The following is a 12215-nucleotide window of genomic DNA, read 5'->3' on the forward strand; positions in this document are numbered from 1 at the left end:
TGCCACTCTAGAGAGGCAAGGTCACGCTTCGGAGGGTTTTCAACTGGCCAGATCAACCTCATCCCAGCGTGGTGGAGCCTGATGGTACGGCCCGCGGAAGGTTACCGCCCATTCCAGCGCCCACCGTCGCTGACCGATCACGTACGGTAGCGTCACGCCGGGTGGTGGTTCGTCGTTCATCAACGCTTGGACGTGGCCCCAGTCGAGGCAGTAGTGGAGGTCGAGCAGGGCCGCCACCTCCGCCGCCGGGCGCGGGTGCGCACCGGCCCGCTGCTGCCAGTCCGTGAACGACTCATCGGAGCCGATGTCGGGCAGCCACGCCGCGAGGCCCTCGCCGCAGTAGCGGCCCGGGTCGAGGTCCTCCCCCACTCCGAGCACCCAGGCGAACGCCCAGAGCGCCTCGACGTGCAACCCGTACAGATCTCCCGAGCCCTTGCGCTCGGACAGGAACGCCCGCTCCGGCTCGGTGACCGCGTCGACCAGGCCGTTGCGCTCCAGCCAGCCGAACGTGAGCTCGGACGGGGCGCCGAACACCCCGGCGAGCACCGCGTTGAGCACCGCGCACCGGGCGAGGATCTCGACCGTCGGGCGCAACGCGACCGCGTCGCCGGGCTCCCAGACCAGCGGATACCCGTCCGGCGGTGGCGGGAAGCCGAGCTCTTCCAGGTCGGCCAGCGTGCCGTTGCGGATCATCACCGGGTCGGGCGCCGGAGTCTCCTCGCCCGGTGCGGGCTCGTCCGGCTCGGCCCCGGCCCGCCGCCTCGCCCGCGACGCACCGGTGGCCCCGTCGGCCCGCAACGGCGCCGCGACCGGCGGAGCGGACCCCGCACGGTTACGAGCCCGCCCAGCGGCCCCCGCGCTCTGGACCGCGGGGTCCGGGGCGAGGTCGGGTGGGGTCAGCACGCCGGCCTCCGGGTCGGGATCGTTCGCCATGGTCACCCCCGTCCGGGGCGGCACGGGGGCACGATCAGCCGCCGATCCGGCCGAGTACGAGCGGCCCACCGGTCACGGCCGAATCCGCCGGGCCGACGACCACGCCACCGGAGAGCGCGTCGAGCGCGGACGGGATGCGGTCGGCGTCCTCGGTGCGCAGTTCCAGGATCGGGTCACCGGCGGCGACCTCGTCGCCCTCCCGGCGGTGCAGCAGGATGCCTGCCGACGCGGAGACCGCGTCCTCTTTGCGCGCCCGCCCGGCCCCGAGGCGCCAGGCCGCGACACCGACCGCGAACGCGTCCAGCCGGCTGACGACACCGGCCTGCTCGGCCCGCACGACCTCGGTGACCGGCGCGACCGGCAGCGGCGCGGACGGGTCGCCGCCCTGGGCGCTGATCATCGCGCGCCACGTGTCCATCGCTTTCCCGGACGCGAGCACGTCGGCCGGGTCGACGTCCAGGCCCGCCGCCGACACCATCTCGCGGGCCAGCGCGACGGTCAGCTCGACGACGTCGGCCGGGCCCCCGCCGGCCAGCACCGCGACGCTCTCCTCGACCTCGACGGCGTTCCCGACCGCGTAACCGAGCGGGGTGTCCATCGCGGTGAGCAGTGCGACGGTGCGCACCCCGCGGTCGGTGCCGATCGCGACCATCGTCTCGGCCAGCTCCCGAGCCTGCGCTTCGGTCTTCATGAAAGCGCCGGTACCCACCTTGACGTCGAGTACTAGCGCCGACGCCCCTTCGGCGAGTTTCTTGCTCATGATCGACGACGCGATCAGCGGAATCGACTCGACCGTGCCGGTGACGTCACGCAGCGCGTACAGCTTGCGGTCGGCCGGCGCGAGCGTGTCGTTCGCGGCGCAGACCACGGCGCCGACCCGGTCGAGCTGGGCGAGGTACTCGGCCGTGGTGAGGCGCGCGCGCCAGCCGGGGATCGACTCGAGCTTGTCGAGCGTGCCGCCGGTGTGGCCGAGACCGCGCCCGGACAACTGCGGCACGGCGGCACCGCACGCCGCCACCAGCGGAGCCAGCGGAAGCGTGATCTTGTCGCCGACCCCACCGGTGGAGTGCTTGTCGACGGTGGGGCGCGGGACGGCGCTCAGGTCCATCTGCTCGCCGCTGTCGATCATCGCCGCGGTCCAGCGGGTGATCTCCCGCCGCTCCATCCCCCGCAGCAGGATCGCCATCGCGAGCGCCGCCATCTGTTCCTCGGCCACCCGGCCGTGGGTGTAGGCGTCGACCACCCAGTCGATCTGGGCATCGGTGAGGGCAGCGCCGTCACGCTTCGCCCGGATCACATCGACTGCCGTGAAGTGCACGCCTACCTCCTGCTCAAGACCCGGCCCACGATCGTACGCGTGAGTCGTCGCCCGATTTCCGCCCAGGAGCGTCGCGCCACATCTGTATGGCGTTTACCGGGTGACGAGATCCTCCGGCCCGAACGCGTCGGGCAGCACGTCACGCATCGGTTTGACGCCGGACACCGTGTCCAGCAGGCAGTCGGGGCCGCCGAACTCCCAGATCAGCTGCCGGCACCGTCCGCACGGCATCAGCCGGTTCCCGGACCGGTCGACGCACGCCACCGCGACCAGGCGGCCCCCACCGGAGGCCGCCAGCGCCGAGACCATGCCGCACTCGGCGCACAGCCCGATGCCGTACGACGCGTTCTCCACGTTGCACCCGACGACGATCCGCCCGTCGTCGACCAACCCGGCGACGCCGACCGGGAACTTGGAGTACGGCGCGTACGCCTTCTCCATCGCGGCGGTGGCCGCCGCACGCAGAGCGTCCCAGTCCGGCGTCATCCTTCACCTCGGCGATAGGGCAGACCGTCGGCCGCCGGCATCCGCAATCGCTGGGTGGCGAACGCGAGCACCAGCAGCGTGGCGATGTTGGGCGTGACGCCGACGAACTGGTTCGGCACTTCGAACCCGGTCAGGGTCAGGACACCGAGCACCACCGCGGTCGGGAGGTAGAGCGTCAGCGGACCGGCTTCGGTGGTGCGGCCCAGCCGGACACCGAGGTAGCCGATCGCGGCCGCGACCAGCAGGCCGAGAGTCACGATGCCGGTCGTGCCCCAGCCGTCGGCGACCGAGACGCCCAGCGCGACGAACCCGGCGAACACGCCGACCGCGACGAGCCAGACTCCGCTCGGAGCCAGCCGGCGCACGAGCCCGCCCGGCCCGTCGGTCTGGTAGATGCGCCACATCTGGCGGACCGCCAGGAAGATCAGCGCGACCGCGGCGAACGCGAGCAGCGCCGGCACCGACGAGTTGTCCGAGCGCAGGCGCAGCGCGTCGGTGTAGCCGAACAGCAGCGCACCGGCGAACGTGCCGCCGGGCGTCCAGTTGCCGAAGATCATCGCGGCGAGGCCGATGAAGCCGCGGCCACCGGTCTGGCCCTCCAGATAGGTGCCGCTGGAGACCGTGACCAGGTAGACGCCGCCGAGGCCGGCGAACGCGCCCGAGATGACGACCGCGAGGAACTTCGTGCGGTAGACGTTGACCCCCAGCGTCTCGGCCGCGGTGGGGTTCTCACCGCAGGAGCGCAGGCGCAGGCCGAAGCTGGTGCGCCACAGGATCAGCCAGCTCAGCGGAACCAGCGCGATCGCCAGCACGGTGAGGGGCGAGAGTCCGACGAACACGCCACGCAGGATGCCCGCGAGGTCCGACAGGATCACCCAGTGCTTGCTCTCGAGCGTGCCGAGCGGGCCGTCGATACCGGGGATCGACCAGGTGCCCATGTCGGGGATCGGCGGTGACTGCCGCTCGCTGGCCGACTCCTTGCCCTCGAAGAACACCTTGCCGAGCACGCCGCCGACGCCGAGCGCGAGGATGTTGATCGCGACGCCGGAGACGATCTGGTCGACCGCGAACACGACGGTGGCGATCGCGTGCAGGGCGCCGACGAGCGCACCGGCGATCAGGCCGGCCAGTACGCCGGTCCACGGGCCCCACTGGTAACCGGCCCACGCGCCGAACAGCGTGCCGACGATGAGCATGCCCTCGAGGCCGATGTTCGTGACGCCGGCACGCTCGGTCCAGACGCCGCCCAGGCCGGCCAGGCCGATCGGCACCGCGAGCTGCAGCGCCGCGCGGATCGCACCGGCGGACGTGAGGTCGTCGGCGCCGAGCAGCGCACGGACGACGAAGAACGCGATCAGCACCGCGGCCAGCACGTAGTAGAGCCGCACCCGGCTCACCCGGGAGGTCTTCCCCGGCTCGGCGGGCGCCGGAGCGGTCCCCGCATCGATCAGGCTCATCGCCCCTCCTCCCGATCGTCGGTACGGGCCGAGTCGGTCTTTTCGGCCCCGACCGCGGCCGGTTCCGGGGTCTCGGTCGACAGGTCGTGGCCGGAGGCGAGTTCGCGGGCCACCTGGCGCGCCTCCTGCGCCTTGGTCCAGCGGTTGACGACCACGTACGCGATGACGACGCAGAACACGATCAGCGCCTGGACGATGTACGCGACCTTGTCCGACGTGTCGTTCGGCGGGTCCAGGATCGCCAGCGAGCGGGTCGTGACGTCGACCCAGCCCCACAGCAGCGCGGCCAGCGCCATCCCGATCGGGTTGTTGCGCCCGAGCAGCGCGACCGCGATACCGGTGAACCCGATACCGCTGGGGAAGTTCAGCGAGTAGTTGTGCCCGCGACCTTCGAGCAGCTCCGGCATGCCGATCAGCCCGGCGACCGCGCCGGAGAGCAGCATGCTGATCAGGATCATCTTCTTCGTGCTGACGCCGCTGGCCACCGCCGCCGTCGGCGACTTGCCGCTGGCCCGCAGGTCGAAGCCGAACCGCGTGCGGTCGACGAGCACCGCGTACAGGATGCCGAGGAGCACGGCGACCAGCAGGAAGCCGTAGACCTCCTTGGAGGCCGGCAGCTTCGGGCTCTTCACGGTGTCGGTGTCCAACAGACCGGAGCTGCTCAGCGCCTCGATGATCGGCCGCGCGATCGGGTCGAGCGACGGGAACCAGCCCGACTCCGGGATCGGCTTCGTGCTGACCTCGTTGCCGCTGTCGGAGAGCACCCCGAGGATGCCGTCACGCAGCAGGAACGCGATCACCGCGGTGGCGATCGCGTTCAGCATGATCGTGGAGAGCACCTCGCTGACGCCCCGCGTCACCTTGAGGATCGCCGCGATCCCGGCCCAGGCCGCGCCGACCACCATGCCGACGATCAGGATCAGGCCGATGTGCAGCGGCCCCGGCAACGCGACCGCGCCACCGACCGCCGCGGCCAGGAACGCCGCGAGGCGGTACTGGCCGTCGACACCGATGTTGAACAGGTTCATCCGGAACCCGATCGCGACCGCGAGCGCCGCGATGTACAGGAACGTCGCCCGGTTGACGATGTCAACGATGTTCGCGGGCCGTTTGCCCGACTGCACCATCGCGTCCAGGACGACGCCCGGCTCCTTGCCCAGCGCCAGCAGCAGCACGGTGACCAGCAGCGAGGCCAGCACGAGCGCCAGCACCGGTGCGGCCAGCATCAGGCCGACGCGCCGCAGCCGCAACGCGAGAGTCATGCCGCTTCTCCCGCTCCGGTCATCGCGGCACCGAGTTCCTCGGGGGTCACGTTGTGGGGGTCGACCTGGGCCACGATGCGGCCGCGCAGGATCACGTAGAGGGTGTCGGACATACCGATCAGTTCGTCGAGGTCGGCGGAGATCAGGAGGGTGGCGAGGCCGGCCGCGCGGGCCCGGCGCAACTCGTCCCAGATCGCGGCCTGGGCGCCGACGTCGACACCCCGGGTGGGGTGGGCGGCGATCAGCGCCTTCGGCTCGTGGCTCATCTCCCGGCCGATGATCAGCTTCTGCTGGTTGCCACCGGAGAGCGAGGACGCGGTGACGTCGACGCTCGGCGTGCGGACGTCGTACTCGCGGACGATGCGCTCGGTGTCCTCCCGGGCGCCCTTCCGGTTGATGAACGCGCCCCGGACGTTCGGCGCCTGCGTCTGGTGGCCGAGGATGCGGTTCTCCCAGAGCGGCGCGTCGAGCAGCAGCCCGTGGCGGTGCCGGTCCTCCGGGATGTAACCGATGCCGGCCTCGCGGCGCTCGCGGGTGCCCCAGGCGCTGATGTCCTGGTCGCCGAGCCGCACCACACCGGTGGACTCGCGCATGCCCATGATCGCCTCGACCAGCTCGGCCTGCCCGTTGCCCTCGACGCCGGCCAGGCCGACGACCTCGCCGGCGTGCAGCGCCAGGTCGACGCCGTCCACCACCGGTCGCCCGGCGGCGGTGAGCACGGTCAGCTGCGAGACGCCGAGCACGACCCGGTCGGTGACCGTCGACCCGCGCAGCTCCGGCTCGGGCAGCTCGCTGCCGACCATCAGCTGGGCCAGGTCGCGGGCGGTGACCTCGGTCGGGAGGACGGTGCGGACGGTGGTGCCGCGGCGGATGACCGTGATCCGGTCGGCGACCGCGCGCACCTCGTCGAGTTTGTGGGAGATGAACAGCACGGTCAGGCCCTCGGCCTTGAGCTCGCGCAGGTTGCCGAACAGCTCGTCGACCTCCTGCGGCACGAGCACCGCGGTCGGCTCGTCGAGGATCAGGATCCGGGCGCCGCGGTAGAGCACCTTGAGGATCTCGACCCGCTGGCGGTCACCGACGCCGAGTTCCTCGACCAGCGCGTCCGGGTCGACGTCGAGGTGGTAGGCCGCGGCGAGTTCCCTGACCTTCGTGCGGGCGCGCCGCCGGTCCAGGAGACCGAACCGGGTGGGCTCGCTGCCGAGCACGATGTTCTCGAGCACGGTGAGGTTGTCGGCCAGCATGAAGTGCTGGTGCACCATGCCGACGCCGGCCTTGATCGCGTCCGACGGCGAGGAGAATCCGATTGGTTGTCCGTCTATCCGGATCTCGCCCTCGTCGGGTTTGTGCAGGCCGTAGAGGGTCTTCATCAGCGTCGACTTGCCGGCGCCGTTCTCCCCGACGATCGCGTGCACCTCACCGCGGTTGGCCGAGAGGTTGACGTCGGAGTTGGCGACGACGCCGGGAAAGCGCTTGGTGATGCCACGCAATTCGACGGCGGGGGCGGGCGTCTCGGAGATGGCCGTCTCCTGTTCTGGGTCGTGCGGGGTTGCCGGAACATGACCCGGCCGGTCCTACCCCCGCCTGGGGGGTAGAACCGGCCGGGTGAGGATCACAGCTTGTCAGGCACCGTGATCGTGCCGGCGATGATGTCGGCCTTGGCCTTGTCGACCTGCGTCGCGTACGTCTTGAACTGCTCGTTGTTGATGACGTAACCGACGCCGTTCTCCTTGAGACCCAGCACCGTGTTCCCGGCCTTGAACTTGTCGTCCTCGACCGACTTGATGAAGTCGTACACGGCGGTGTCGACGCCCTTGAGCGCGGAACCGATGATGTACTCCTTCACCGCGGCGTCGGCGCTCTGGTACTGGTCGGAGTCGGTACCGATGGCCCACTTCTTGCTGGCCGCGGCCGCCTCGAAGACACCGTTGTTCGACAGACCGGCGGCGGCGTAGATGACGTCCGCGCCCCGCTCGTAGAGACCGGTGGCGGCGACCTTGCCCTTGTCGGGCGCGGCGAAGCCACTGAAGTCCGGCGGCTGCGAGATGTAGGTCGACAGCACCTTGATGCCCGGCTTGGCGGCCGTGGCGCCCGCCTTGAAGCCCGCCTCGAACTTCTGGATCAGCGGGTTGTTCACACCACCGACGAAGCCGACGGTGCCGGTCTTGCTGCCCAGCGCGGCGAGCGTGCCGACCAGGTACGCAGCCTCGTTCTCCTTGAACGTGTACGAGGACACGTTGTCGGCGGTGACGCTGCTGTCGTCGATGATCTGGAACTTCACGTCCGGGTAGTCCGGCGCGACGGTCTTCAGGGCGTTCGCGTACGCGAAGCCGACCGCGACGATCGAGTTGTAGCCGGCGTCGGCGAGCTCCTTGAGCCGCGCCTCCTTGTCGGCGTCGACCTCGTCGGCCTTGGCCGCGAGCTCCTTGTTCTCGAGCTTGAACTCCTTGGCGGCCTTGTCGAAGCCGGCCGCGGCAGCGTCGTTGAAGGACTTGTCGCCCCGCCCGCCGATGTCGTAGGCGAGCCCGATCTTCAGCGTCTGGGCGGAGGCGGACGAGTCAGAGCTCGTCGAGTTCCCGTCGTCGCTCCCGCCGCAGGCGGTGAGCGCCATCGCCAAGACCGCGGCCATCGCCGCGAATTTCATCCCACGCGGGTAGCGCAAGACAGTCTCCTTCCCCTGTGCACAGGCCCCGGTCTGCATCCGTAGGTGCAGAACAGAGGGAGCGTAGGCGCAGGTAGACGTGGATTGAAGTGGAGCGGGCAGTCGTCACCGGAACGTGACTGAACTGGGATCACCGCAGCGGGACCTTAACGGGCGTTACGTAACCGTCCGATGAAACAGATGTTGCGTCAGCGTCACCCGAGAATTGGTCGGCAAGATTTGCCGGATATAGCGTTCTATTCTGGTAATTTTGACGCTGGTTTTCTGTATCGTTTCGGGACCCGTATCCCATGTGAGAGTGGCCACTCACCAGGTCGGACACATCACACCCTCATGGGGGTGTCCGGATCCTGGGAATAGCATGCGAAGACGCGGGGATGTCTGCTTCCTGACAGTCCCGTCAACCGGAAACAGCCAGCACGCTGCTTCCGGACCCACCTGTCACCACGGAGGCGTGTGTCGGATGCCCAGCGCCGCACCCACCGCCCGTCGCCTTCCGGCGGGCACGCTCTACCGGGGTCGTGAGGGGATGTGGTCGTGGGTCGCCCACCGGGTGACCGGCGTCCTGATCTTCTTCTTCCTCTTCGTCCACGTACTCGACACCGCGTTGATCCGGGTGTCGCCCGACGCTTACAACGACGTCATCGCGTCGTACAAGCACCCGATCATGAGCGTGATGGAGCTCGGCCTGACGGCCGCGATCGCCTTCCACGCCCTGAACGGGATCCGGATCGTGCTTGTCGACTTCTGGTCGAAGGGCACCAAGTACCAGGCCGTGATGCTGCGAGTGATCGTCGTGCTGTGGGTGGCCCTGATGGTGCCCAGCGCGTACTACCTCCTCAAGCACGCGTTCCTCGAAGTGTTCGGGAGCTGAGCGATGGTCACCATTGAGGCCCCCCGGTCTCCGCGGCGCCGCGCCGCGAACCGCACGAACTTCGAGATGTACGCCTGGGTGTTCATGCGCCTCTCGGGCCTGCTGCTCGTCGTGCTGGTCTTCACCCACCTGTTCGTGAACGCGTTCATCGACGGCGGTGTGCAGCGGATCAGCTTCGCGTTCGTGGCCGGCAAGTACGCCAGCCCGTTCTGGCAGGTGTTCGACCTCGCGCTGCTCTGGCTGGCGCAGCTGCACGGCACCAACGGCCTGCGCGTGATCATCAACGACTACGCGGAGCGCGACGGCACCCGGTTCTGGCTGAAGATGCTGCTCTACGTGACGACGACGCTGATCATCGCGCTCGGCACGCTGGTCATCTTCACCTTCGACCCGACGATTTCCTGAGGCGGGAGCGCACATGCAGTTCCACCGGTACGACACCGTCATCGTCGGGGCCGGCGGCGCGGGTATGCGAGCCGCTCTCGAAGCGGGCCAGCGTTGCCGCACCGCCGTTCTGACCAAGCTCTACCCCACCCGCTCCCACACCGGCGCGGCGCAGGGCGGCATGTGTGCCGCGCTGGCCAACGTCGAGGAGGACAACTGGGAGTGGCACACCTTCGACACGATCAAGGGCGGCGACTACCTGGTCGACCAGGACGCCGCCGAGATCATGGCGAAGGAAGCGATCGACGCGGTCCTCGACCTCGAGAAGATGGGGCTGCCGTTCAACCGCACCCCCGAGGGCCGCATCGACCAGCGCCGCTTCGGCGGGCACACCCGTAACCACGGCGAGGCCGCCGTGCGCCGGGCCTGCTACGCGGCCGACCGCACCGGCCACATGATCCTGCAGACGCTCTACCAGCAGTGCGTCAAGCACGGGATCGAGTTCTACAACGAGTTCTACGTCCTCGACGTGGTGATGACCGAGACGCCCGACGGCCCGGTCTGCACCGGCGCGGTCGCGTACGAGCTGGCCACCGGCGAGATCCACGTCTTCCACGCCAAGGCGGTCGTGTTCGCCACCGGCGGCTTCGGCAAGGTCTTCAAGACGACGTCGAACGCGCACACGCTCACCGGCGACGGCATGGGCATCGTCTGGCGCAAGGGCCTCCCGCTGGAGGACATGGAGTTCTACCAGTTCCACCCGACCGGCCTGGCCGGCCTGGGCATCCTGCTCACCGAGGGCGCGCGGGCCGAGGGCGGCATCCTGCGCAACGACGCCGGCGAGCGGTTCATGGAGCGGTACGCGCCGACGATCAAGGACCTCGCGCCGCGCGACATCGTCGCCCGCGCGATGGCCACCGAGGTGCGCGAAGGTCGCGGCGCCGGTCCGCACAAGGACTACGTCTACCTCGACCTCACGCACCTGCCGCCGGAGCAGCTCGACGCGAAGCTCCCGGACATCACCGAGTTCGCACGCACCTACCTGGGTGTCGAGCCCTACACCGACCCGGTGCCGGTGTACCCCACCGCGCACTACGCGATGGGCGGCATCCCGACCAACATCCACGGCGAGGCGCTGCGCGACTCCGAGCACGTCATCCCCGGCCTCTACGCCGCGGGTGAGGTCGCCTGCGTGTCCGTGCACGGCGCGAACCGGCTCGGCACGAACTCGCTGCTCGACATCAACGTGTTCGGCCGCCGCGCGGGTATCTCGGCCGCCGAGTACGCGCTGGCGCACGAGCACGTCGAGATGCCGGGCGACCCGGAGAAGGTCGTCGTCGAGCTCGTCGAGGGGCTGCGCAGCTCCACCGGCGAGGAGCGGGTGGCCGACATCCGCCGCGAGCTGCAGAACACGATGGACCTCAACGCGGCCGTGTACCGCACCGAGGGCTCCCTCAAGCAGGCGCTGGACGACATCGCCGGCCTCAAGGAGCGCTACGCCCGGATCTCGATCATGGACAAGGGCCAGCGGTACAACTCCGACCTGCTCGAAGCGGTGGAGCTGGGCTTCCTGCTCGACCTGGCCGAGGTGCTCGTCTACTGCGCGGAGGCCCGCAAGGAGTCGCGCGGCGGTCACTCCCGGGAGGACTACACCACCCGGGACGACGAGAACTACATGAAGCACACGATGGCGTACCGGCAGCCGAACGGCGACATCAAGCTCGGCACGAAGCCCGTCGTCGTCACCCGCTACCAGCCGATGGAGCGCAAGTACTGATGGCTTCCACGATGGAGATCACCCGCGAAGCGACCGACGAGGAGCTGGTCGAGAAGACCGTCTCCGGCACGGTCATCCGCACCGTCAACCTCAAGATCCGGCGCTACAACCCGGAGACCGACACCGAGCCGCACTGGGAGACCTACGAGGTCCCGGTCACCCCGGGCGACCGGCTGCTCAACTCGCTCGGCCACGTCAAGGGCTACCTGGACGGCACGCTGACCTACCGCCGGTCGTGCGCGCACGGCATCTGCGGTTCGGACGCGATGCGCATCAACGGCGTCAACCGGCTGGCGTGCAAGGTGCTGCTCAAGGACCTGCTGACCCGCGACGGCGAAGAAGTGACGATCGAGCCGATCAAGGGCCTGCCGGTCCTGAAGGACCTGATCGTCGACATGGAGCCGTTCTTCGCCGCGTACCGCGCGGTGCAGCCGTTCCTGATCTCGTACGGCAACGAGCCGACGAAGGAGCGCCTGCAGTCGGCGGAGGACCGCGCCCGGTTCGACGACACGACCAAGTGCATCCTGTGCGCGGCGTGCACGTCGTCGTGCCCGGTGTTCTGGAACGACGGTCAGTACTTCGGGCCGGCGGCGATCGTCAACGCGCACCGGTTCATCTTCGACTCGCGTGACGAGGGCGCGGAGGAGCGGCTGGAGATCCTCAACGACGCCGAGGGTGTCTGGCGGTGCCGGACGACGTTCAACTGCACCGACGCCTGCCCCCGCGGCATCGAGGTCACCAAGGCGATCCAGGAAGTGAAGCGCGCGCTACTGTTCCGCCGCGTCTGACGTCTGCAGTTCGGGAGCCCCGCCCATGTGGCGGGGCTTCCGTGCGTTCCGGAGTCCTTTGAGGCCCAGGTAGGCGATGACGGTGCCGATGATGAGCGCCGTCACTATGAGTACGGCGTGGACGATGAGGAACGACGTCGGCGAGCCGTCGTTCCAAGCCCGCGGATCGTCCCAAATCGCTTTCGCGAAGCGCGGCCAGATAAGCCAGTTCCACCCACCGGCTACCAAAAGGAATGCTGCCCAGCGACGCGTTAGGACCACGCCGTTTAGTATG

12 protein-coding genes are annotated in these 12215 nt (G+C 69.3%); 4 read left to right on the forward strand and 8 right to left on the reverse strand.

Features of this window, described 5'->3' with window-relative positions; genetic code table 11:
* Positions 1 to 39 precede the first annotated feature (39 nt).
* The 7 genes from ABD437_RS07065 to ABD437_RS07095 form a co-directional block, all read right to left on the reverse strand.
* Positions 40 to 933, reverse strand: a complete 894-nt coding sequence (locus tag ABD437_RS07065) for a DUF4272 domain-containing protein (RefSeq protein WP_344647918.1) — start codon at positions 931 to 933, stop codon at positions 40 to 42.
* A gap of 34 nt (positions 934 to 967) precedes the next feature.
* Complete coding sequence (locus ABD437_RS07070; protein ID WP_344647919.1) at positions 968 to 2251, reverse strand: thymidine phosphorylase; 1284 nt, start codon at positions 2249 to 2251, stop codon at positions 968 to 970.
* A 93-nt stretch (positions 2252 to 2344) separates the two neighbouring features.
* Positions 2345 to 2737, reverse strand: coding sequence for a cytidine deaminase (locus tag ABD437_RS07075; RefSeq protein ID WP_344647920.1), 393 nt, complete (start codon positions 2735 to 2737; stop codon positions 2345 to 2347).
* Positions 2734 to 4194: an ABC transporter permease gene (locus ABD437_RS07080; protein WP_344647921.1), complete on the reverse strand. Its 1461-nt coding sequence runs from the start codon at positions 4192 to 4194 to the stop codon at positions 2734 to 2736. Before ABD437_RS07080 ends, ABD437_RS07075 begins: the two co-directional genes overlap by 4 nt.
* Positions 4191 to 5456, reverse strand: coding sequence for an ABC transporter permease (locus tag ABD437_RS07085; RefSeq protein WP_344647922.1), 1266 nt, complete (start codon positions 5454 to 5456; stop codon positions 4191 to 4193). The genes ABD437_RS07080 and ABD437_RS07085 overlap by 4 nt, the downstream gene beginning before the upstream one ends.
* Complete coding sequence (locus ABD437_RS07090) at positions 5453 to 6976, reverse strand: ABC transporter ATP-binding protein (protein WP_344648172.1); 1524 nt, start codon at positions 6974 to 6976, stop codon at positions 5453 to 5455. The genes ABD437_RS07085 and ABD437_RS07090 overlap by 4 nt, the downstream gene beginning before the upstream one ends.
* A gap of 92 nt (positions 6977 to 7068) precedes the next feature.
* Complete coding sequence (locus ABD437_RS07095) at positions 7069 to 8118, reverse strand: BMP family lipoprotein (RefSeq protein WP_344647923.1); 1050 nt, start codon at positions 8116 to 8118, stop codon at positions 7069 to 7071.
* 463 nt (positions 8119 to 8581) lie between these two features.
* On the opposite strand from ABD437_RS07095, the gene sdhC reads away from it, so the two are divergent.
* The 4 genes from sdhC to ABD437_RS07115 are packed head-to-tail and all read left to right on the forward strand — an operon-like array spanning position 8582 to position 11941.
* The gene (sdhC, locus tag ABD437_RS07100; protein WP_035858262.1) at positions 8582 to 8992 is read left to right on the forward strand and encodes a succinate dehydrogenase, cytochrome b556 subunit; all 411 of its coding nucleotides are present in this window, start codon (positions 8582 to 8584) and stop codon (positions 8990 to 8992) included.
* A 3-nt stretch (positions 8993 to 8995) separates the two neighbouring features.
* Positions 8996 to 9397: a succinate dehydrogenase hydrophobic membrane anchor subunit gene (locus tag ABD437_RS07105; protein ID WP_344647924.1), complete on the forward strand. Its 402-nt coding sequence runs from the start codon at positions 8996 to 8998 to the stop codon at positions 9395 to 9397.
* A 13-nt stretch (positions 9398 to 9410) separates the two neighbouring features.
* Entirely contained in the window at positions 9411 to 11153 is a 1743-nt protein-coding gene (gene sdhA, locus ABD437_RS07110) for a succinate dehydrogenase flavoprotein subunit (protein WP_344647925.1), read from the forward strand.
* Complete coding sequence (locus ABD437_RS07115; protein WP_425558100.1) at positions 11153 to 11941, forward strand: succinate dehydrogenase iron-sulfur subunit; 789 nt, start codon at positions 11153 to 11155, stop codon at positions 11939 to 11941. Before sdhA ends, ABD437_RS07115 begins: the two co-directional genes overlap by 1 nt.
* Here the strand turns inward: ABD437_RS07115 and ABD437_RS42990 are convergent.
* Positions 11921 to 12202 carry an SCO4848 family membrane protein gene (locus ABD437_RS42990; RefSeq protein WP_425558101.1) on the reverse strand — a complete coding sequence of 94 codons (282 nt, stop codon included), beginning with the start codon at positions 12200 to 12202 and terminating at the stop codon, positions 11921 to 11923. The two genes, ABD437_RS07115 and ABD437_RS42990, sit on opposite strands and share 21 nt — an antisense overlap.
* Positions 12203 to 12215 lie beyond the last annotated feature (13 nt).

Source organism: Cryptosporangium japonicum (assembly GCF_039524755.1).
Taxonomy (GTDB): Bacteria; Actinomycetota; Actinomycetes; order Mycobacteriales; family Cryptosporangiaceae; genus Cryptosporangium; species Cryptosporangium japonicum.